Below are 19,814 nucleotides of genomic sequence, written 5' to 3'. Positions count from 1 at the left end.
TTTTGCGCGCACCCGCCGGAGGCTATATGTAGTGGGCGCGCCTAGGCGTCGCCCCGCAACCTCGACATTAATGGGGATGCAGGGGGGGGCGATGCTCCCCTGCTTCCTACCCTTCGATCCTACCCATGAAACGCCGGCGCCCAGCCGCCACGATCACGGCACTACTCAGCAGTATCCCCGAAACCAGCAGACCTGCCGCGACAAGCCCCACCGGGCTGAAGTCCGTGCGCGCCTCCATACTAAAGACTTTGCCGATACGGATCACGGCGCTGGTCGTCTGGCGATCTTTGGAGAGGCGCATGGGTTTGTGCTTTCCGTTGGCGAATTCGCCCTGCCCTACCACAGCACCCCGTGCTTGTCCGGTCCTAGCGGCTGCGGAGCTTCTTCGCCGATGCTCTGCAGGAGGTCGATTTCGATCGTGCGGCACATCGTGTTGAGCGGCAGGTCATGCACGTCGTTGGCGAAGGGGTCGACGAGGTCGTCGCCGATGGTCAGCACGGCAAGGAACATCACGCCCGCTATCGTCGAGCCGAGCGGCGTTGCGAACTGCAGCGTCTCGACCAGGCCGATCGGCAGCAGCACGCAGAACAGGTGCGTGAACAGCATGGGAAGGAAGCGGTACTGGAACGGCAGCGGCGTGTTCTTGAGCCGCTCCATCCCGCCCTGGGCATTGGCGATATCGACCAGCACGGCTTCCATCTGCGCCTGCTGGATGGTGTCGATCCAGCCGTTGCGCCGTGCTTCGTCGATGCGGCGGCCGGTGCCGTCGAGGATGCCGTTGGCCACGTTGGTACGGTTGAGCGCAAGATCCGCCTCATGCTGGGGAAGCAAGCGGAGCACTTCCTCGTCGGGCGGCAGGCGGCGCAGCTGGCAGCGCAGAGCGTTGACGTAGGCGATCTGGCGCAGGACGATCCGGCGCTTGTAGTCCGATGCCTCCGGGTCCGGCATGAAGTTGCGGACCGAGCGCGCGATGTTGCGGCTGGCGTTGATCATCGAACCCCACAGGCCCCGGCCTTCCCACCAGCGCTGGTAGGCGGAATTGCTGCGGAAACCGAGAAACAGTCCCAGCACTGTGCCGAACAGCGTTACCGGCAGTTCGGGAGCCTCGAACGGCAGGACATAATAAGTGACAGTGACCATCACGTCCCAGATGAACAGGACAGCGAGCGGCTTCCATATTTCCCGGACCATCCGGGCAGGACTTGGAATTGTGCTGACGATCATTGGTGAAGCGGGGTCTCCGGTAGGGGCTGCTGCGCCACGGTGATGCGCTTTTCAGTGGAGGGATTCTTTTTCGCGGACTTGTCGGCTGCTTCGGTCGAACGGGCCATGGCTATCGAAGTTCCGGTTGCCGGACGAATCGAGAACCAGTTCACCCGGTCGGCTGCCACAAGAAAGGCCAGAACACCGCATCCGAACAGGAGCAGCAGGAAGTTGCCCACGAGCGATTCGCGAAGGCGGGTACGGTCAGCATCGGTCATGTTGCGCATGGTCGATCTCCAAAACCAAGTGTCAGCCCCAAGTTGGGGAAACCGGGTTTCGATTGCATCAGCACTTTGCGACGAATGTTTGCTGCAGTGCAATATTAAGGTGTGCAGTGCAACATTGGAGACAAGATGCAGCCAAGGCGCACCTTTTCACATTGAAAATACGGAATAATATTGCTGCCCGATGAACGGCCCGGCGATCAGAACGGCAGCGAGGTGCGCGCAAGAATCAGCGCGAGTGCGCAGCCGCCCACCACCAGCGGACGCAGCATCCCGGCAGTCGGGATGTGCAGCGGTGCCTGTGCGAGAGCGACGATACGAGCCATGCCGGCGACCATGCTCCGGCAGTGGTTGCCAAAGCGTTAAGATCGCGCGCCAGTCTCGTATCGCGCCCCGTATCGCGCCTTAATTCAGACCGGCGAGGGCATCTGCTGGCTGGAGCAGTGGAACGAGCCGCCACCCGCCAGCACCGCATCGGCCATCACGCCCACCGTGTCGCGGTCGGGGAACAGTGCCGCGATGGCGGCGATGCCTTCCTCGTCATGCACGGTGCCATAGATCGGCACCACGACCAGCTTCGAGGTGATCGCGAAATTCATGTAGCTTGCCGGCTCGATCCGCCCGCCGTCACTCTCCACCCGGCCCGGCGAGGGGACTTCGGCCACGGCCACGCCCATCGCCTCGGCCCGCGCCTTGGCATCGGCGTAGATCGCCGCGTTTGGATCGTCCTTGCCGGTTGCGCGTGGCAGCGCCAGCACATTGGGCGAAACGAAGCGCGCGAGGTTGTCGACATGGCCGTCGGTGTGGTCGTTGATGAGGCCGTCGCCCAGCCACAGCACCCGGTCGTAACCGAGATCGCGTTCCAGCCGCATCTCAAGGTCGGCCTGCGTGAGGTGCGGGTTGCGGTTGGTGTTCAGCAGGCACTGCCCGGTCGTGGCGACCAGCCCGGTGCCGTCCCCGTCGAGCGCGCCGCCCTCGAGGATCCAGTCCGCCGTCTCGACTTCAAGCCCGGCATCGCGCGCCAGTTCCTCGCCGATCTCCTGATCGCCGTCCATCAGGTACTTGCCGCCCCAGCCGTTGAAGCCGAAGCGCATCGCCTTGCGGGCACCGTGCTGGTCCATGACCACCAGCGGCCCGGTATCGCGCAGCCAAACGTCGCCGTAGCGCCGCGTCTCCAGCTTCACTTTGGACGAGACGAGTTCCATCGCCCGCGCGCGGTTCGTTTCGTCGCGCACGACAAGGCGCACTTCCTGCCCGCTTTCGGCGACGGCGCTGGCGAAAGCGGCCATCTGCTCCTGCGCGGCTTCGAGGAAGCCCGGCCATTCTTCGGCCGCATGCGGAAAGCCGATCCAGATCCAGTCCTGCGGGTGCCATTCAGGGGGTAGTGCGAAAGTCACGGGTGGCATCCTTTGGTAGCGGCAGCGCAATCCTTGTCGCGGATCGCGCGGAATTCGTCGGTCTTGCGCCAGTTCGGCCATAGGGCGCTGTCGGCAAGCTCGCGCCCCAGATCGTAATAAAGGGCGACGTCCTGGGCGATACCGCTCCAGTCCCAATCGTCCGAATATTCGTCGGACGGGGCATGATAGCGATTATCGGTATAGTCCTGCGCGGCCTTCTCTCCGGCAGCGGTGCCGCCGGTGACGAGATCGGTGCTGCGCTCGATGTTGAACATCGGCACGCCGCGCTTGGCGAGGCTGAAGTGGTCCGAACGGTAGTAACCGCCCTGCTCCGGGTGGCTTTCCGCAGCGACGGTGAGACCACGCGCGGTCAGCGCCTTTTGCAGCAGGTCGCCAAGCTGCGACTTGTCACCGCCAACCATGGTATAGGACTTCGCCGGGCCGGTCGGCAGCAGCGCGTCCATGTTGACGCCGCCCACCGTGTGATCGAGCGGATAGATCGGGTTGGCACCGTAGTATTCCGAGCCGAGCAGCCCTGATTCCTCCAGCGTCAGCGCCACGAAAACCTGACTGCGGGCGGCGGGTCCCGCCTCGACGTTCATCTTGGCCAGCGCGGTCATCGCGGCCACGCCGGTCGCATTGTCGACCGCGCCGTTGCAGATGTCGTCGCCGGTCTTGTCTGCTGTGCAGTGGCCAAGATGGTCCCAGTGCGCGGAATAGAGCACCACTTCGTCGGGGCGGGTCTTGCCCGGCAGCACGCCGACGACATTGTTGGAGGTCGCGCGGCGGATCGCGTTATCGAACCCGAAGCTGGCCTTGAGGCCAAGGGGCACGGCCTTGAAGCCCTTCTTCTGCGCGGCGGCGGTCAGCGCGGTCAAATCCTTACCGGCAGCTTTCAGGATCGCCTCGGCCACGGACTTCTGCACCCAGCCGTTGGCGGCGGTCTGGTCCATGCCGTCATTGGGCTTCTGCACGGAATACTGCGCGCCGGTCCAGCTGGAGTTAACGACATTCCAGCCATAGGCGGCCGGGAATGTGTCATGCACGATCAGCGCGGCGGTGGCGCCCTGGCGTGCGGCTTCCTCGAACTTGTAGGTCCAGCGGCCGTAATAGGTCATGCGGCGCCCCTTGAAGAGGCCCTGCTCGCTTTCCATCGCATAGTCGGGATCGTTGACGAGGATGACAGCGGTTTTCCCCTTCATGTCGACGCCGGCATAGTCGTTCCAGCCCAGTTCCGGCGCGTTGATGCCGTAACCGACGAAGACCAGTTCGCTGTCCTTCACCTGCGTCGTGGGCGTCACCCGGTAGCTGGCTGCTACGTATTCGTTGCCGAACCTGAACGAAAGCGCCTTGCCCGCGCCGGACACGGTGAGCGGGGTGTAGCCGCTGGCGGTGATCTCCACCGTGGGCACCGGCTGCAGCCACTGCCCCTTGTTGCCCGGTTGAAGGCCTGCCTTCTGGAACTGCTCGACAATGTAATCGAGCACTTTCGGCTCGACATCGGTGCTGGGCGCGCGACCCTCGAAATCGTCGGCGGCGAGACGCCTGGTGATCTCCTGCATCAGCGGCACCGACACGTCGGGCTGAGCGCCCGCGTCCTGCGGCGGCGGCAGCGCGGTGCCCTTGGGCAGGGTATCATCCCTCGCCGAGGCAGCAGTGCAGATACCGAGCACAACGGCTGCGGTGAGAGACAGGAGATGTTTCATCGGGGGGACACCTTACGCTGGAACGCACGGCACAGGTGCCAGAGCGGGCCAGACGGCACAAGGCCGGAGCCCACATAGACATCCCCCTCGTCTGACGCCCCCTTGCCCGTCACCGGCCCAGCGGGCAGGGATGTGGCCATGAATGCCGACTGGACAAGCGCCATCGCCCGCGCCCGCGCCCACGCCCCCTACCTTGCCGGTGCGCTGAACCGCCTGCCGGGGCTCACCGAGATCCTCGCCGCCGGCGATGGCGCCGGAGCGCTCGCCCTGGCAAAGGCGGCAGGCGAAGGCGCGCCCGATACTTCGGCGGCGCTACGGCGCGAGAAGCAGGCGCTCTCCCTCGCGCTCGCCATCGGCGATCTTGCCGGCGCCTTCCCGCTGCTGGAGGTGACCGGCGCCCTCTCCGCCTTCGCCGACCGCGCTCTGGACGCCGCCATCATCGAGGGCATCCGCCGCCGCGCACCGGACTTCGACCCGGCACAGGCGCCCACCGGCTTCATTGCCCTGGCCCTTGGCAAGCACGGCGCGGGCGAACTCAACTACAGTTCCGACATCGACCCGATCCTGCTGTTCGATCCCCTGCTGCTCCCCCGCCGAGAGCGCGACGAACCGGGCGAGGCGGCGCAGCGCGTGGCGCGCACCGTGGTCGAAACCCTCTCGCGCATGGACCACGAAGGCTATGTCTTCCGCGTTGACCTGCGGCTGCGTCCGGCCTCCGAAGTCAGCCCGCTGGCGATCTCGGTCGACGCCGCGCTGACCCATTACGAATCCTCCGCCCTGACGTGGGAGCGCGCAGCCTTCATCCGCGCCCGCGCCTGCGCCGGAGACATCGCGGCGGGCGAAGGCTTCCTCACCGCGATTCGCCCCTTCGTCTGGCGCCGCAGTCTCGATTTCGGGGCCATCGCCGAGATCGGCCGTCTGACCGCGCAGATCCGCGCCAGTACACGCGGCTCTGCGGTTGTCGGCCCCGGATTCGACCTCAAGAAAGGGCGCGGCGGCATCCGCGAGGTGGAGTTCTACGCCCAGACCCACCAGCTGATACACGGCGGCCGCAACCCGGCGCTGCGCCTGCGCGGCACCCGCGCCACGCTGGATGCGCTGGCCGAAGCCGGGCTGGTCCCTGCCGAAGAAGCCCGCCTGCTGGGCGAAAGCTACGACCGTCTGCGCAACGTCGAACACCGCCTGCAGATGATGCAGGACCAGCAGACCCACAGCCTGCCCAAAACGGCAGAGGCGATCGAGGCGGTGGCCCGGCTCGACGGGCTGCCCAGCGGACAGGCCCTGCTCGACGAACTGACCGAGATCACCGAGGCCGTCGGGACGCGCTACGATGCGCTGATCATGGCCAATACGCCGCAGGGCAGCGTGGCCGTGGCCATGCCCGACCAGTCTTCGCTGGTGGAGGAGCTGGAGGCGCTGGGCTTTGCCGAACCCGCCGCGCTGGCAGAGCGGATTCGCGGCTGGCTGGGCGGCAGGGTCAGGGCGCTGCGTTCGGAAGCCGCACGCTCCGCCTTCGAGACGATCCGCCCCGACCTCCTCGCCGCCTTCGCCGCCGCGCCCGAGCCGGAGCGCGCGCTGGCTCGCTGGGAACAGCTGCTGGGCAACCTGCCAAGCGCCATCAACCTGTTCAACCTGCTGGTAGCGCGCCCGGCCCTGATCGAACTGCTGGCCCGCATCCTCGGCCTGGCCCCGCCGCTGGCCGATGCACTGGCGCGCCGGGCCGACCTGCTCGACCCGCTGATCGACGCCAGCGCCTTCGACCTGCCGGGCACGGTGGAGGACCTGACCGCGCAGCTGACCCGCTTCGAATCGGGCGACGATTACGAACGCAAACTCGACGCGGTGCGCCGCAAGGTGGGCGAAATGCGCTTCAAGCTAGGCGTTCAGCTGATCGAAGGCGCCAATGACCCGATAGCCATCGGCCACGCCCTTGCGCGCATTGCCGAAGCCGCACTGGTAGTGCTGACCGATGCCACACTCGACGAATTCCGCAGCGCCCACGGCGCAGTACCGGCAAGCGAGCTGCTCGTGCTGGGGCTGGGCCGGATGGGCGGCGGGGTGCTTACCCATGCCTCCGACCTTGACCTGATCTACCTGTTCAGCGGCGATTATCAGGCGGAATCGGACGGCCGCCGCCCGCTGGGGGCCACGCATTACTACAACCGCCTGTCGCAGCGGGCGATCTCGGCGCTTTCGGTGGCAACCGCGCAGGGCGCCCTGTTCGAGGTCGATACCCGCCTGCGTCCGTCGGGCGAACAAGGCCCTCCCGCCGCCAGTCTCGACAGCTTCGAACGCTACCAGCGCGAACAGGCCTGGACTTGGGAACACATGGCGCTGTGCCGTGCCCGCCCGCTCTACGGATCGACGGAGGGCCGCGCACCGCTCGCGGCGATCGTGCGCGATGTCCTCACCGCCCCGCGGGATGACGAGAAGCTGCGCGCCGACGTGCTCGAAATGCGCGCCAAGATGGCAAAGCACAAACCCGCCAAGGGCCCGCTCGACGTCAAGCTGGCGCGCGGGGGGCTGGTCGACCTCGAATTCATCATCCACTTCATCCAGTTGCGCGAACGCGGTCCCGGCCTCGATCCCGACCTTGGCGAAGCAGTCCGCGCGCTGGCCGCCGCCGGGCTGCTGCCCGCCACGCTGGTGGACGCGCACGACGCGCTGACCCGCCTGCTCGTCGCCGGCCGCCTGCTTGCCCCCGACGCGCTGGTGCCCGGCCCTGCCGCCTGCATGGCGCTGGTGCGCGCATGTGGCTATGGCGACTGGGAAGCGCTCGAACAGGGCCTCGGCCTTGCCCGCCGCCACATCGCGGCCGCATGGCACGAGGCCTTCGGCGAAACATTGGAGACAGACGCATGACAACCGCCACCAGCTCTCAGGGCCGCCCGCACGTCGGCGACGCTTTCCCCGACATCGCCATGGAAACACCCGAAGGCGGCAGTGTGAAGGCGTCTGACTTCGCCGGGCGCAAACTGGTGATGTTCTTCTACCCCAAGGACAGCACGCCGGGCTGCACCACCGAAAACATCGAATTCTCCGCCCTCAAGGCCGAATTCGAAGCCGCCGGCACCGCGCTGCTGGGCGTCAGCAAGGATTCGGCAAAGAAGCACCAGAACTTCATCGCCAAGCACGACCTCACCGCCCCGCTCGCCAGCGATGCCGAGGAAAACGGCCTGTCCGACGCGCTCGGCATCTGGACCGAAAAGCAGAACTACGGCCGTACTTACATGGGCATGGTCCGCACCACTTACCTGATCGGGCCGGACGGCAAGATCGCTCAGGTCTGGGACAAAGTGAAGGTCAAGGACCACGCCGCCAAGGTGCTGGAGGCCGCGAAAGCCCTGTGAAGCAGCCCACCGTTGCCGCCGCGATCCGGGCCGCGCTGTGCCAGCGCGATCCCCGGGCCAAGGCGATGGCCGCGCGAAAAGTCGCGCGCGACTGGCGGCTGAACAGGCTGGCCTTCGCCTTTGACGCCGTGATGCCCGAAACGCCCGGCCGCCCGGACAGGCCCGAACTGCTGCTGCCCGGCAAGATGCCCAAGCGTGGCAAGGCCGGGTCCGAGCGCGGGCGCATCGCCTTGTGGCACGCCCTCGCCCACATCGAGTTCGTGGCGATCGACCTTGCGCTCGACATGGCGGGGCGTTTCGGCGCCGAAATGGGGCCCGCCTTCGTCGGCGATTTCCTCAGCGTTGCAGCGGACGAAGCGATGCATTTCGCCCTGCTGGAACGTCATCTGCATACATTGGGCAGCCATTACGGCGCCCTGCCTGCTCATGACGGGTTGTGGACTTACGCCCATGACACCCGAAACGACGTCGCAGCCCGTCTTGCGGTGGTGCCGATGGTGCTGGAAGCGCGCGGCCTCGACGTCACTCCGGCCATGCTGGAACGGGTGCGTACGGCCGGTGACGAGCGCGGCGCGCGCATCCTGGAGCGAATCCTTGACGATGAAATTCGCCATGTTCGATTCGGCTCAATTCATTTCACCGACCTTGCCGAACGGTTGGGCGAAGACCCCTCAGAGCGGTGGAAATCCTTGGTTTTTCGTTACTTTCGCGGCAACCTGAAACCGCCGTTCAACGACTCGGCGCGCCTCGCTGCCGGTTTGTCGCGCGATCTGTATACAGGGCTTGCCTGAGCGAAAGCTAACGGCATAAGTCATGCTCACGAGACGGCGGGGGGTTCCGACGATCTCCAAAACCTAAGGCACGGCGACTTCACGCTTGAAGTTGGCCGCGCTCAAAATTCAGCGTCGCGCTCCACAGGTTGCTGGGCGGGTAGCGGCGGAAAGCAAGGTATTGCGAGTGGTCGTAACGAAATTCTTCGCCAAGTTCCGCGCAGTGACTGGTCTCTTCGTCGCCGCGGGTCTCACCATGGCCGCACATCCCGCCATGGCCAACAGCAGCGCCGCAGCTGCCGATATCTCTGCTCCGCTGCGCGCCGCACAGGCCGCCAACCAGTCTGTAACGGGCGGTGAGGACGAACAGTTCCGCCAGCTCTTCAGTTCGTGGCAGAATTTCGAGGAAACCGGCCTCGCCGCCGCCAAGCCCAAGCCCGCCGTCGCCGGCAGCTTCGCCTCGGTCGCCATTCCTTCGCGCAACCCCCTCGCGCAAGAGCGTATGACCAGCACTTTCGGCATGCGCGAACACCCCATTCTCGGCGGTCGCCGCGCCCACAAGGGCGTCGATCTCGCCGCGCCGACCGGCACGCCGATCTACGCAACCGCTGACGGCACCGTCAGCCGTGCTTCGTGGTTCAGCGGCTACGGCCTTTACATCTCGCTTGAGCACGGCGGTGACATGCAGACCCGCTACGGTCACATGTCGCGCCTCAACGTTGCCGAAGGCCAGCGCGTCCACAAGGGCGACGTGATCGGCTTCGTCGGCAGCACCGGCAATTCGACCGGCCCACACCTCCATTACGAAGTGCGCGTTTCCGGTGAAGCCGTTAACCCGCTGGCTTACATGCAGACCGGCATCGCCGCCAACGATGGCGATGCCAAGGGCGGCTGATCCGCCCCACCCGGTTGAGAGGGGGAAGAGGCGGCTCGCAAGGCCGCCTTTTCTTTGTCCGCAATCCGCCGAAAAAAGGGGCGGCCCGTCACGAGGGTGGGCCGCCCGAAGTCGGGGAGAAGCGGATCGCACCCTGGGGTCCGCCAGGCGACGGAATGCGGGTGCGGGACCGGCAGAAAGGTTCTTCGCATTTGCAGCGCGTACCGGCATTGATCGCGATCAAACCCACCCAACTCCTGGGAAAATCTGCTTCATCACCTTAAATTTACGGCCGCATCCGCCGTCCTCGTTCGGAATGGACAAGCTGCGTTTCCGACCCACGCCCAACTTGCGCGAACGCCGTCGGCGGCGCTGCATGCGCTTCGCGCTCACGAATTCGCGCGGGGCGGAAATCCCCGTGATCGTACGCGACATATCCTCGCGCGGGCTGAGCGCGGCCGCACTGGGCGATCCACCCGCACTCAACGAAGTGGTGCGCGCGAGGCTGGAGGACGGACGTGAGCTGTGGGGCCTGGTGCGCTGGCGCGAAGACAACCTGTTCGGGGTAGAATTCGATACGCAGACCTAGGCCGCCGCGGTAACCGATGCCAGTCAGACGGCCGAGCTGAAACGGCGCAGCGAGTCCTTGCGATAAGGATCAAAATGCGCCGCGATGGAACGGGCGTAGGGCAGCCCTCCCGGCAGAATCACCAGATCGTCGCCGTCCGCCTCGCACAGGCCTGCACCGAGATAGGGGCCGAGCAGCGGCCATGCCTCGGCGCGCAGATCCGGCTCGATCCGCGCCCGGCCCCGGCACAGCAGCCCCTCTATCACCGCAGCTCGCCTGCGGTCCTCGGCGCTGCGCACGATACCGCGATTGGCGGTGAGGCGCTCCTGCGAAAGCATCATGCGATAGCGTCCGGTGTTCTTCTCGTTCTGGACAAGCAAGTCTGGAAAACTGCCGATCGCCGAGGCACCAAGGCCCAGCAGCACCGGTGCCTGATCGTCGGTGAAGCCCTGAAAATTGCGCTTGAGGTGCCCGGTCAGGGTCGCCTGCGCCAGTGGGTCGCCGGGCCGGGCGAAGTGATCGAAGCCGACCGGGACGTAGCCCTCGTCCAGCAGGAATTTATACCCGAAAGCAGCCATGCCGAACCGCGCGGCGGCCCCCGGCAAATCGCTGGCGTCGATCTTGCGCTGGCGGGTGATGAGGTGCGGCACATGGGCATAGCCAAACAGGGCGATGCGGTCGGCTCCGAGCGCGACGGTGCGTTCCAGCGACTCGCTCAGGTGCGCCATCGTCTGCCCCGGCAAGCCGTACATCAGGTCGAAGTTCAGCGAATTCACCCCTGCCCTGCGCAGCGTGGCCGTCGCCTCCTCGATCATGCGTGTGGGCTGGATGCGGCCTATCGCAGCCTGCAGGCCTGGCGCAAAGGTCTGGACGCCCAGGCTGGCCCGCTCAATGCCGACGGTGCCGATCACATCCGCCCATTCGGGGCCAAGGGTGCGCGGGTCCAGTTCGACGGAAATCACCGGGCTGGATACCTCGAACTGCAAGGTCAGCGCATCCACCAGCCGCACGAAATCGACCGGCGAAATGCCATTGGGACTGCCCCCTCCGAAGGCGATGCGCGTCACCCGGGCTCCGTCCGGCAGGCGTTCGGCCGTAAGCACGATCTCGCGGTGGAGAGCGTCCAGATAGCTGGCAACTCTGTCCCTGCGGCCTGCGGCGCTGGTATTACAGCCGCAGTACCAGCAGATTTTCTCGCAGAACGGGATGTGGACGTAGAGCGAGACTTCGTCGCTTGCACCGGCCAATGCGGCCTCCAGCTGCGGGGTTCCGACGGAGCCGCCGAACTCGGCCGCAGTCGGGTAGCTAGTGTAGCGCGGGACGGGGATCGCCAGCAGTTCGGGGTGATAGGTCCAGGTCATGAGGCCGGTTTCGCGCGGAACGGTGTCCCGGTCATTGCGATCGATCAAGCCGTTTGCGCTTGCCGTCCGTATAACAACCCTTGGCGCAGCACGGCCCCCGCGGCGGCCCCGGAGGAGCATCGCGGGCGGGCATGGGGATGGCCAGCGCCGTACCTCCGCACAGCGGTAAGGCCAGGCTGCGCGCCTCCGCCTCCAGCGGGCCGACCATCGCCGGCAGCAGTGCGAGCGCGCCGAACAAGGCTAAAATGCGTCTCACCCCTCGCCGTCCTCGTCGATAAGGATGCGGTTGGCGGCGCCGTCGAGGTCTTCGAACTGGCCGGTCCGCGAAGCCCAGAAGAAGAAGTACAGGCCCGCCAGCCCCATGGCCAGCGCCAGCGGGATCAGGAAACCCAGGATCGTCATACCGCGCCCTTTCCGCCGCACGCTTCAGCGGCGCGCGCCAGCCGCAGCGAATTGCCGACGACCAGAAGCGAACTACCCGACATCGCCAGCGCCGCGACCAGCGGCGTCACGAAGCCCGCAATCGCCAGCGGCACCGCCAGCACGTTGTATACCACCGCCACCGCGAAGTTCTGGCGCACCACCCGCATGGTCGCGCGTCCGACGCGGACCGCCAGCGCCACCGGCATCAGCGCCGCGCCTACGAAGACCGCGTCGGCGGCCTGCTGCGAAACGTCGCTCGCCCCGCCCGGCGCGATGGAAACGTGGGCACCGGCCAGCGCCGGGCCGTCGTTCAGCCCATCGCCGACCATCAGCACCTTGCGGCCCATCGCCGCACGGCGTTCGAGCAGTGCCAGCTTGTCGGCCGGAGTCATGCCGGCGGCAGCGAACAGGCCGAGGTCGCGGGCGACCACGCCCACCGCCTCTACCCGGTCGCCCGAGGCTATGGCGGCGCGCAGGCCCTGCGCGTTCAGCGCGGCCAGCGTCTCGCGCACGTCGGGGCGCAGAGGGTCGGCGAAGGCGATCCGGGTGCGAAAGCCGCCGACGAGCAGGTCCACCGCCAGGCCCGCCGTCTCCGCCTCGGGCCGCAGCAGGGCCACGTCCACACCATCGATCCTGCCGCTCATGCCGGTTCCGGCGGTTTCCGAGATACCCTCGATCGAGGCGGGTTCGGTGCCGTCTTCGCGCAGGGCGCGGGCAAGGCCACGGCTCAGCGGATGGCGACTTGCCTGCGCCAGCCCCAGCGCGATGGCGCGCCAGCGGGGGCCGAGCGCCTTGAGGTTGGCCGGGCGCGGCTCTCCCAGCGTCAGGGTGCCGGTCTTGTCGAGCAGCACTTCATCGGCTTCGGCAAGGCGTTCCAGCGCCGAGCCGTCCTTGATCAGCAGCCCGCGCTTCATCAGCGCGCCCGCCGCCACGACTTGCGCCGCCGGCACCGCCAGCCCCAGCGCGCAGGGGCAGGTGATGATGAGCACCGCCGTCGCAATCGTCAGCGCATGGTACACCCCGGCTCCAGCCAGCATCCAGCCGCAGAAGCTCAGGAACGCCAGCGTGTGGACCGCCGGAGCATAGAGCCGCGCGGCCCGGTCGGCGACGCGCACATAGCGCGAGCGGGACTGCCCGGCCTCATCCATCAGCCGCGCTATGTCGGCGATGGCGGTGTCCTGCGCCGCCGCCGTGATGCGCACGCGCACCGGATTTCCGAGGTTTATCATGCCGGCATGAACGATGTCGCCGGATTGGGCCGGGCGCGCCTCGCTTTCGCCGGTGAGCATCGAAGCGTCGATGCTGGTGCGGCCTTCGACGATCTCGCCGTCCGCCGCCAAGGCCTCGCCGGCGGCCACCAGCATGACCATGCCGGGGGCCAGCCGCTCGGCCTCGACATAGCGGGCGGCGCCGCCGTCCTGCACGACTTGCGCGCCCCGGCCCATGCGCCCCAGCAGCGCAGCAATGCCCGAGCGGGCACGGCCGCGCATCATCGCGTCCAGAGCGCGGCCGGCGAGGAGGAAGAACAGAAGCATCACCGCGCCGTCGAAATAGGCGTGTTCACCACCTGTAACCGTCTCGTAGAGGCTCATGCCGGTGGCTAGCAGGACACCGATGGAGATCGGCACGTCCATGTTCGTGCGCCTGTAGCGCAGCGCCATCAACGCCGAGGCGAAGAACGGGCGGCCCGAGTAGGCGATGACCGGAATCGCGATCAGGGCGCTGAGCCAGTGGAACATCTCACGCGTCACAAGGTCCGCGCCGGACCATACCGATACCGAGAACAGCATGATGTTCATCATACCGAAGCCGGCCACGGCGAGCGCGCGCATCAGACGCTTTGTCTCCGCATCGTCTGGGGCGAGCGGTTTGTCGGCGGCGCGTTCGGCCTCGAAGCCGAGTTTGCGAAGTTCTTCGAGTATTTCGTCCGCATCCAGGGTCCGGGCATGGCTGACGGCGACGCGCTTTGCCGAGAAGTTCACGCGGGCCGAGGCGATACCCGGAACGGCGGCAAGGCCGCGCTCGATCTTGCCGATGCACCCGGCACAGCGGATCCCCGGGACGGTGAAACGGCTGTCGATCAGGGGTTCCTGCAAAGGCGACCCAAGCGGCACCGAGAGGGACATGGCGGCTACGTTCACGATGCCGCTCCCGCGCTGATCGGTCGTTCGGTGCGCCAGTTGCGCCCTCCCGCCTCGACATCGAAGCGAAGCGTCCAGCGTCCGGCGGGAAGCTGTCCGGTGCTGACCCATTCGCCGCTTTCATCCCGCCGGAAGGTGAGCGGCACATCGGCGAGCCTGCCGAGGGGATGGCGCGCGGTGGCGGTGACTTTCGCCGCCGCGAGCGATGTGCCTGCCACCGCTACCGGTTCGTCGATCCGGGCGGTCACGCGGCCGTCGCTGCGCCAGCGCGCCTCTATCCGCCAGCCGAGGGCCTTTTCCTTCTCGGCCTCGTCCAGCCAGCGGTTGAAGTGCTGGCTGGCGACGTAGGAGTTCTCGACGACCACACCGCCGAAGGTCGAACTCGCCAGTCCCGCCATCGTGAAGTTGACGGCGACGACCACCCCGAAACCGGCGACAAGGATCGCGGTCATGTGGCGGCCAGTAAAAGGCTTGCGGGGGGCTTGCATCTTCATCGCCTTGGTCCTCAGGGGGTGTCGAACGTGGTGTTGGCGGTGTCTGCCTCGCCGGCCTCGCCGATGGCCTGGAGGTGGAAGGCGAAGTCATGCGCCGCGCTGCCCGCTGGCGCGGTGACGTAGACGCGCAGGCCCTGCGTGGCGTCGGGGGCTACGGTGCGGACGATGCGCCGCGCGGCGGAATCGCGCGCGGTGTCCTCGGTCCACATCACCGCGCCGGGCAGGCCCTGCAGCGCGATTTCCATGTCTCGCGGGCGGCCCTGCATGTTGCGCAGGCGCAAGGTGTAGGCATTGCGCACGGCCCCGCCCTTCATCAGGATATACGGCGGGTTGCGGTCCTTGGAGACGGTCAGCCCGGTGTGGACGCGGGTGCCCAGCAGGAACAGCAGCGTGAAGCCGATGGCCGACCACGCCGCCAGATATAATAGCGTGCGCGGGCGCCAGATCAGCTTGAGGTGGCGGGTCGGGGGCTGGCCCGCCTTCTCGGCTTCCGAGTCCTCCAGCGTCGCGTAGTCGATCAGGCCGCGCGGGCGCCCGATCTCGTCCATTACCCGGTCGCAGGCGTCGATGCACAGCGCGCAGGTGATGCAGCCGACCTGCGGGCCTTCGCGGATGTCGATGCCGGTGGGGCAGACGGCGACGCATTGGTTGCAGTCGATGCAGTCGCCGAACTGGCCGGGGTTGGCCTTCGCCTTCTTGAGGCTGCCCCGCGCCTCGCCGCGCCAGTCCTTGTAGGTGACGATCAGGCTCTTTTCGTCGAGCATCGCGGTCTGGATACGCGGCCAGGGGCACATGTAGATGCACACCTGTTCGCGCATGAAGCCGCCGAGGATAAAGGTCGTCGCGGTGAGCACGGCTACGGTGCCGTAGGCGACCGGGTCCGCGCTGCCGGTCCAGAACTGGTGCTGGAGCGTGGGCGCATCGGCGAAGTAGAATATCCATGCGCCGCCGGTGGCGAAGCTGATCGCCAGGTAGATCGACCACTTGGCGAGGCGCCGTGCGATCTTGGCCGTGCCCCACGGCGCTTTGTACAGGCGCATCCGGGCGTTGCGGTCGCCGTCGATAAGGCGATCGACGTGCTGGAACAGGTCGGTCCAGACGGTCTGCGGGCAGGCATAGCCGCACCACGCCCGCCCCACCGCGCTGGTGACGAGGAAAAGGCCGATGCCCGCCATGATGAGCAGGCCGGCGACGAAGTAGAACTCGTGCGGCCAGATCTCGATGCCGAACATGTAGAAGCGGCGGTGGGCGAGGTCGATCAGCACCGCCTGAGTCGGCGCATAGGGGCCGCGGTCCCAGCGCAGCCAGGGAGTAACCCAATAGACAGCAAGGCACAGCGCCATGATCGCCCACTTTATGCGGCGAAACTTGCCGTCGATGCGCTTGTTGAACACCGGCTCGCGCTTTGCATAAAGCGAGGGAGCGCGCGGCGGCTTGACCATCTTGTTCATCGTGTTTGTCCGCTTCGACGCTATTCCCACTGCCCCGTCATTCCCGCGTAGGCGGGGATGACCAAAGGGTGGGCGGGGCGTCAGCGCGCCTCCGCTTCTTTGGGCGCTTGCCCATCAGGCAGTGCCGCGAACTTCTCGCCGCCGCCCAGCGAGTGGACGTAGGCGGCCAGCATCTTGATCGTGACCGGGTCCAGACGCGTGCCCCAAGCAGGCATGACGCCCATGTGCGGACGATTGATCTGCGCGATCACGTCTTCGCGGGCGGCGCCGTCCAGCCAGATCGCATCGGTGAGGTCCGGCGCACCGAACTGGCGGCTGCCCTTGCCAGCCGGGCCGTGGCAGACGGCGCAGTTGTCCGCGAAAAGCTGGGTGCCGCGCTGGCTGGCGGCGCTGCGCTTCTCCTTACCCGAAAGGGTCAGGACATAGCTGGTGACATCGGCGATCTGTTCGGGTGTCAGCAGGCCGTCGGCCCCGAAATTGGGCATGATCGACTGGCGCGTCGCCTCGTCGCCGGGCTGGCGGATGCCGTGGATCAGCGTGGTTTCGATGGTCTTGAGATCACCGCCCCACAGCCAGTCGTCGTCGTTCAGGTTGGGGAAGCCCTTCGATCCCGCCGCGCCCGCGCCGTGGCACTGGACGCAGTTGATGCGGAAGGCCGCCGCGCCGCCCGCCACCGCCGCGCGCATCAGTTCGGGATGGGCGGGAAGCTGCTCGATCGGCATGTCGGCCAGCGCGGCCACGGTGTGGGCGCGCGCCGTGGCTGTAGCTTTCAGGTCCTTGTCCAAATCGCCCCGGCTGCTCCACCCGAGCGTACCTTCGGTCGCCCGCGTCAGCATCGGCCAGGCCGGATAGGCCACGCAGTAAACCAGCGAGAAGGCGATGCAGGCGTAGAAGGTCCATAGCCACCAGCGCGGCAGCGGCGTGTTCAGCTCCTCGATCCCGTCCCACTCGTGGCCGACAGTCTCGGTCTGGGTGGCCTCGTCGAGACGCCCCTTGGGGTGTTTCTCAGACATCTGTGTCGTCCTTGAAGATCAGGCGCGCGGCGGCGTCGTTCTTGGCGCGGTGACCGGGGCGGAAGGGCCAGGCGATCAGCACCAGAAACACCGCCAGCATCGCCAGCAGGCCCCAACTATCGGCAAGATGCCGCAGCGCGTCGTAGGTGGAGTGCACGCTCATCGGCCCTTCTCCGAGGCCAGTTCCTCCTGAGCGGCGGCGCCGTTTACGTCGACCATGGTGCCCAGTACCTGCAGGTACGCGACCAGCGCATCCATCTCGGTCAGGCGTTTCGGGTCGCCGTCGTAGTCGCGGATCTGCGCCTTGGGGTAGCGGGCGGCGAGGTCGCCCGCGTCTTGCTCGGGGTCGGCCTGGGCCTTGAGATCGGCCATGGCCATCTTCACGTCCTGGTCGGTGTAGGGCACGCCCACCCGGCGCAGCGCCGTGAGATTGGCGGCCACGTCGGGCACGCTGAGGTCGTTCTGCGCGAGGAAGCCGTACCTCGGCATCACCGATTCGGGCACCACGCCCTGCGGGTTCGTCAGGTGCTGGACGTGCCAGCTATCCGAATAGCGGCCGCCGACGCGGGCAAGGTCCGGCCCGGTCCGCTTGGAGCCCCACTGGAACGGATGGTCGAACATCGATTCCGCCGCGAGGCTGTAGTGGCCGTAACGCTCCACCTCGTCGCGGAAAGGGCGGATCATCTGGCTGTGGCAGGTGTAACATCCCTCGCGCACGTAGATGTCGCGGCCTGCCTGTTCGAGCGGGGTATAGGGGCGCACGCCCTTCACTTTCTCGATGGTATTGTCGATCCAGAACAGCGGCGCGATCTCGACGATGCCGCCGATGGCGACCGTGACGAGAGCGCAGAGGCCGAGGAGGGTGACGCTCTTTTCAAGCGTCTTGTGGCGTTCGACGATGGTGGTCATGGCTTGGGTTCTCTCAGGCCTGAGCGACGATGGGGCGATCGCGCGCGGCGTCGTAGGCGGCATCGCGCATGGGGGCTTCGCTGCGCAGCTTGCCCAGGATCGTGGCCCAGACGTTGACCGTCATGATGACCGCGCCCGACAGGTAGAGAAGGCCGCCGAAGGCGCGCAGGATGAACATCGGGTGCACTGCGGCGACGGAGTCGGCGAAGGAGTTCACCAGATAGCCGTCGGCCCCGTATTCGCGCCACATCAGGCCCTGGGTGATGCCCGACACCCACATGGCGGCGGCGTAGAAGACGATCCCCAACGTCGCGAGCCAGAAGTGCCAGTTCACCATGCGCAGGGAGTAGAGCCGGGTCCGTCCCCACAGACGCGGCACGAGGTAGTAGATCGCCCCGAAGGTTATCATCCCGTTCCAGCCCAGCGCGCCGGAATGGACGTGGCCGATGGTCCAGTCGGTATAGTGCGACAGCGAGTTGACGCTCTTCACGGCCATCATCGGGCCTTCGAAGGTGCTCATGCCGTAGAAGGCCAGCGCCATCACCATCATGCGGATGATCGGGTCGGTGCGGACTTTGTCCCAGGCGCCGTTCAGCGTCATCAGCCCGTTGATCATGCCGCCCCAGCTGGGCATCCACAGCATGATCGAGAACACCATGCCCAGCGTCTGCGCCCAGTCGGGCAGCGCGGTGTAGTGCAGGTGGTGCGGCCCGGCCCAGATGTAGAGGAAGATCAGCGACCAGAAGTGGATGATCGAAAGGCGGTAGGAATAGATCGGACGCTCGGCCTGCTTGGGCACGAAGTAGTACATCATCGCCAGAAAGCCGGCGGTCAGGAAGAAGCCCACCGCGTTGTGGCCGTACCACCACTCCACCAGCGCGCCCTGCACGCCGCCGAACAGCGGGTAGCTTTTCGAGCCGAGCAGGCTGACCGGCACGTCAAGGTTGTTGACGATATGGAGCATCGCCACGGTCACGATGAAGGCGAGGTAGAACCAGTTGGCCACGTAGATATGCGGCTCACTGCGCTTCACGATCGTGCCCACGAAGACGATCAGGTAGCAGACCCAGACGATCGTCAGCCACCAGTCGACGTACCATTCCGGCTCGGCGTATTCCTTGCCCTGGGTGGTGCCCAGCAGGTAACCGGTGGCGGCCAGCACGATGAACAGCTGATACCCCCAGAACACGAACCGGGCGAGCGCGGGGAAGGCCAGCCGCGCGCGGCAGGTGCGCTGGACGACGTAGTAGCTCGTCGCGATCAGGGCATTGCCGCCGAACGCGAAGATCACCGCCGAGGTGTGCAGCGGCCTCACCCGGCCGAAGTTGAGGTAAGGCTCGAGGTTGAGCCAGGGCCAGGCCAGCTGCGCGGCGATGAACAGCCCGGCGGCAAAGCCCGCCATGCCCCAGAACACCGTGGCGATCATGCCCCAGCGTACCGGGTCGTCATCATAGCGCCCCTGGTCGGGCATCCGAAGCAGCCCGCGCGCGATGGCGTCGTAGTCCGCGCTGCGCACGGTGAACCATACCGCGATGAATGCGGTAAACGCGACGATGGCCATGTGGATGGCGAAACCCTGATCCGCCGCGAGGGCGGACGCCATGACAGCCAGGAATAGCACGACAAGCCATACGCCTGCCCGCGCAAGGACCGAAACCATAGTGTTCTCTTTTCGAGATGAATTGCTGATCACCTGCCGCCTTGAGCGCGCGGCGGGCGGCCTGCATTGACGGGAATCAAAAAGGTGGAGGAGCGCGAAATTTCGACGATTTTGCGCCCGATCAATTCATCCGGGGCACGCCGGGCGCATTGCGGGGGTGCCGCTCAGAGGGGGGATACGCGTGGTGCGGCCCCGGCGGCTTTCGGAAAA

21 protein-coding genes are annotated in these 19,814 nt (G+C 66.6%); 5 read left to right on the top strand and 16 right to left on the bottom strand.

Annotation, left to right across the window (positions count from 1 at the left end; all coding sequences use genetic code 11):
- Positions 1–106 precede the first annotated feature (106 nt).
- The 6 genes from GVL61_RS13815 to GVL61_RS13795 form a co-directional block, all read right to left on the bottom strand.
- Positions 107–301 (bottom strand): hypothetical protein, encoded by a 195-nt coding sequence (locus GVL61_RS13815; protein ID WP_159981001.1) that lies wholly within the window; start codon positions 299–301, stop codon positions 107–109.
- 35 nt (positions 302–336) lie between these two features.
- Complete coding sequence (locus tag GVL61_RS13810) at positions 337–1,224, bottom strand: bestrophin family protein (protein WP_159980999.1); 888 nt, start codon at positions 1,222–1,224, stop codon at positions 337–339.
- Entirely contained in the window at positions 1,221–1,490 is a 270-nt protein-coding gene (locus tag GVL61_RS13805; protein WP_159980997.1) for a hypothetical protein, read from the bottom strand. The genes GVL61_RS13810 and GVL61_RS13805 overlap by 4 nt, the downstream gene beginning before the upstream one ends.
- A 197-nt stretch (positions 1,491–1,687) precedes the next feature.
- A complete protein-coding gene (locus tag GVL61_RS25265; RefSeq protein ID WP_255456490.1) occupies positions 1,688–1,813 on the bottom strand; it encodes a hypothetical protein in 126 nt (41 codons plus the stop codon).
- 84 nt (positions 1,814–1,897) lie between these two features.
- The gene (locus GVL61_RS13800) at positions 1,898–2,893 is read right to left on the bottom strand and encodes an agmatine deiminase family protein (RefSeq protein ID WP_159980995.1); all 996 of its coding nucleotides are present in this window, start codon (positions 2,891–2,893) and stop codon (positions 1,898–1,900) included.
- On the bottom strand, positions 2,881–4,590 hold the full coding sequence (locus GVL61_RS13795) for a M28 family metallopeptidase (protein ID WP_159980993.1): 1,710 nt from the start codon (positions 4,588–4,590) through the stop codon (positions 2,881–2,883). Before GVL61_RS13795 ends, GVL61_RS13800 begins: the two co-directional genes overlap by 13 nt.
- Before the next feature lie 138 nt (positions 4,591–4,728).
- Between GVL61_RS13795 and GVL61_RS13790 the strand changes: the two genes are divergently transcribed.
- The 5 genes from GVL61_RS13790 to GVL61_RS13770 all read left to right on the top strand — a co-directional run bounded on the left by GVL61_RS13790 (position 4,729) and on the right by GVL61_RS13770 (position 10,173).
- Positions 4,729–7,452: a bifunctional [glutamine synthetase] adenylyltransferase/[glutamine synthetase]-adenylyl-L-tyrosine phosphorylase gene (locus GVL61_RS13790; protein WP_159980991.1), complete on the top strand. Its 2,724-nt coding sequence runs from the start codon at positions 4,729–4,731 to the stop codon at positions 7,450–7,452.
- Positions 7,449–7,940: a peroxiredoxin gene (locus GVL61_RS13785; protein WP_159980989.1), complete on the top strand. Its 492-nt coding sequence runs from the start codon at positions 7,449–7,451 to the stop codon at positions 7,938–7,940. Before GVL61_RS13790 ends, GVL61_RS13785 begins: the two co-directional genes overlap by 4 nt.
- Complete coding sequence (locus tag GVL61_RS13780; protein ID WP_159980987.1) at positions 7,937–8,731, top strand: ferritin-like domain-containing protein; 795 nt, start codon at positions 7,937–7,939, stop codon at positions 8,729–8,731. Before GVL61_RS13785 ends, GVL61_RS13780 begins: the two co-directional genes overlap by 4 nt.
- A 166-nt stretch (positions 8,732–8,897) precedes the next feature.
- Positions 8,898–9,605 carry a M23 family metallopeptidase gene (locus tag GVL61_RS13775; RefSeq protein WP_159980985.1) on the top strand — a complete coding sequence of 236 codons (708 nt, stop codon included), beginning with the start codon at positions 8,898–8,900 and terminating at the stop codon, positions 9,603–9,605.
- 355 nt (positions 9,606–9,960) lie between these two features.
- On the top strand, positions 9,961–10,173 hold the full coding sequence (locus tag GVL61_RS13770; protein WP_200844715.1) for a histidine kinase: 213 nt from the start codon (positions 9,961–9,963) through the stop codon (positions 10,171–10,173).
- A gap of 23 nt (positions 10,174–10,196) precedes the next feature.
- On the opposite strand, the gene hemN is transcribed toward GVL61_RS13770, so the two are convergent.
- The 10 genes from hemN to ccoN form a co-directional block, all read right to left on the bottom strand.
- Positions 10,197–11,513 (bottom strand): oxygen-independent coproporphyrinogen III oxidase, encoded by a 1,317-nt coding sequence (gene hemN / locus GVL61_RS13765; RefSeq protein ID WP_159981251.1) that lies wholly within the window; start codon positions 11,511–11,513, stop codon positions 10,197–10,199.
- 31 nt (positions 11,514–11,544) lie between these two features.
- Positions 11,545–11,769: a hypothetical protein gene (locus tag GVL61_RS13760; protein ID WP_159980981.1), complete on the bottom strand. Its 225-nt coding sequence runs from the start codon at positions 11,767–11,769 to the stop codon at positions 11,545–11,547.
- Positions 11,766–11,915: a cbb3-type cytochrome oxidase assembly protein CcoS gene (gene ccoS / locus GVL61_RS13755; protein WP_159980979.1), complete on the bottom strand. Its 150-nt coding sequence runs from the start codon at positions 11,913–11,915 to the stop codon at positions 11,766–11,768. Before ccoS ends, GVL61_RS13760 begins: the two co-directional genes overlap by 4 nt.
- Positions 11,912–14,062: a heavy metal translocating P-type ATPase gene (locus GVL61_RS13750; RefSeq protein ID WP_159981248.1), complete on the bottom strand. Its 2,151-nt coding sequence runs from the start codon at positions 14,060–14,062 to the stop codon at positions 11,912–11,914. The genes ccoS and GVL61_RS13750 overlap by 4 nt, the downstream gene beginning before the upstream one ends.
- Before the next feature lie 11 nt (positions 14,063–14,073).
- Positions 14,074–14,571 carry a FixH family protein gene (locus GVL61_RS13745; protein ID WP_159980977.1) on the bottom strand — a complete coding sequence of 166 codons (498 nt, stop codon included), beginning with the start codon at positions 14,569–14,571 and terminating at the stop codon, positions 14,074–14,076.
- A gap of 11 nt (positions 14,572–14,582) precedes the next feature.
- Positions 14,583–16,013, bottom strand: coding sequence for a cytochrome c oxidase accessory protein CcoG (ccoG, locus tag GVL61_RS13740; protein WP_200844723.1), 1,431 nt, complete (start codon positions 16,011–16,013; stop codon positions 14,583–14,585).
- An 89-nt stretch (positions 16,014–16,102) separates the two neighbouring features.
- On the bottom strand, positions 16,103–17,035 hold the full coding sequence (ccoP, locus tag GVL61_RS13735; RefSeq protein ID WP_159980973.1) for a cytochrome-c oxidase, cbb3-type subunit III: 933 nt from the start codon (positions 17,033–17,035) through the stop codon (positions 16,103–16,105).
- Positions 17,028–17,198, bottom strand: coding sequence for a cbb3-type cytochrome c oxidase subunit 3 (locus GVL61_RS13730; RefSeq protein ID WP_159980971.1), 171 nt, complete (start codon positions 17,196–17,198; stop codon positions 17,028–17,030). The genes ccoP and GVL61_RS13730 overlap by 8 nt, the downstream gene beginning before the upstream one ends.
- Positions 17,195–17,944, bottom strand: a complete 750-nt coding sequence (ccoO, locus tag GVL61_RS13725) for a cytochrome-c oxidase, cbb3-type subunit II (RefSeq protein WP_159980969.1) — start codon at positions 17,942–17,944, stop codon at positions 17,195–17,197. Before ccoO ends, GVL61_RS13730 begins: the two co-directional genes overlap by 4 nt.
- A gap of 13 nt (positions 17,945–17,957) precedes the next feature.
- Positions 17,958–19,604: a cytochrome-c oxidase, cbb3-type subunit I gene (gene ccoN / locus GVL61_RS13720; protein WP_159980967.1), complete on the bottom strand. Its 1,647-nt coding sequence runs from the start codon at positions 19,602–19,604 to the stop codon at positions 17,958–17,960.
- Positions 19,605–19,814: the final 210 nt, after the last annotated feature.

It is taken from the genome of Novosphingobium sp. 18050 (assembly GCF_902706195.1).
In the GTDB taxonomy this organism is placed as follows: domain Bacteria; phylum Pseudomonadota; class Alphaproteobacteria; order Sphingomonadales; family Sphingomonadaceae; genus Novosphingobium.
This window is presented reverse-complemented; position numbering and strand designations above follow the sequence as displayed.

Excerpts from the sequence above, each read along its gene's own strand:
- GVL61_RS13815 (WP_159981001.1), bottom strand. The coding sequence starts at position 301 with ATGCGCCTCTCCAAAGATCGCCAGACGACCAGCGCCGTGATCCGTATC.
- GVL61_RS13810 (WP_159980999.1), bottom strand. The coding sequence starts at position 1,224 with ATGATCGTCAGCACAATTCCAAGTCCTGCCCGGATGGTCCGGGAAATA.
- GVL61_RS13805 (WP_159980997.1), bottom strand. The coding sequence starts at position 1,490 with ATGCGCAACATGACCGATGCTGACCGTACCCGCCTTCGCGAATCGCTC.
- GVL61_RS25265 (WP_255456490.1), bottom strand. The coding sequence starts at position 1,813 with ATGGCTCGTATCGTCGCTCTCGCACAGGCACCGCTGCACATCCCGACT.
- GVL61_RS13800 (WP_159980995.1), bottom strand. The coding sequence starts at position 2,893 with ATGCCACCCGTGACTTTCGCACTACCCCCTGAATGGCACCCGCAGGAC.
- GVL61_RS13795 (WP_159980993.1), bottom strand. The coding sequence starts at position 4,590 with ATGAAACATCTCCTGTCTCTCACCGCAGCCGTTGTGCTCGGTATCTGC.
- GVL61_RS13790 (WP_159980991.1), top strand. The coding sequence starts at position 4,729 with ATGAATGCCGACTGGACAAGCGCCATCGCCCGCGCCCGCGCCCACGCC.
- GVL61_RS13785 (WP_159980989.1), top strand. The coding sequence starts at position 7,449 with ATGACAACCGCCACCAGCTCTCAGGGCCGCCCGCACGTCGGCGACGCT.
- GVL61_RS13770 (WP_200844715.1), top strand. The coding sequence starts at position 9,961 with ATGCGCTTCGCGCTCACGAATTCGCGCGGGGCGGAAATCCCCGTGATC.
- hemN (WP_159981251.1), bottom strand. The coding sequence starts at position 11,513 with ATGACCTGGACCTATCACCCCGAACTGCTGGCGATCCCCGTCCCGCGC.
- ccoS (WP_159980979.1), bottom strand. The coding sequence starts at position 11,915 with ATGACGATCCTGGGTTTCCTGATCCCGCTGGCGCTGGCCATGGGGCTG.
- GVL61_RS13750 (WP_159981248.1), bottom strand. The coding sequence starts at position 14,062 with ATGTCCCTCTCGGTGCCGCTTGGGTCGCCTTTGCAGGAACCCCTGATC.
- GVL61_RS13745 (WP_159980977.1), bottom strand. The coding sequence starts at position 14,571 with ATGAAGATGCAAGCCCCCCGCAAGCCTTTTACTGGCCGCCACATGACC.
- ccoG (WP_200844723.1), bottom strand. The coding sequence starts at position 16,013 with ATGGTCAAGCCGCCGCGCGCTCCCTCGCTTTATGCAAAGCGCGAGCCG.
- ccoP (WP_159980973.1), bottom strand. The coding sequence starts at position 17,035 with ATGTCTGAGAAACACCCCAAGGGGCGTCTCGACGAGGCCACCCAGACC.
- GVL61_RS13730 (WP_159980971.1), bottom strand. The coding sequence starts at position 17,198 with ATGAGCGTGCACTCCACCTACGACGCGCTGCGGCATCTTGCCGATAGT.
- ccoO (WP_159980969.1), bottom strand. The coding sequence starts at position 17,944 with ATGACCACCATCGTCGAACGCCACAAGACGCTTGAAAAGAGCGTCACC.
- ccoN (WP_159980967.1), bottom strand. The coding sequence starts at position 19,604 with ATGGTTTCGGTCCTTGCGCGGGCAGGCGTATGGCTTGTCGTGCTATTC.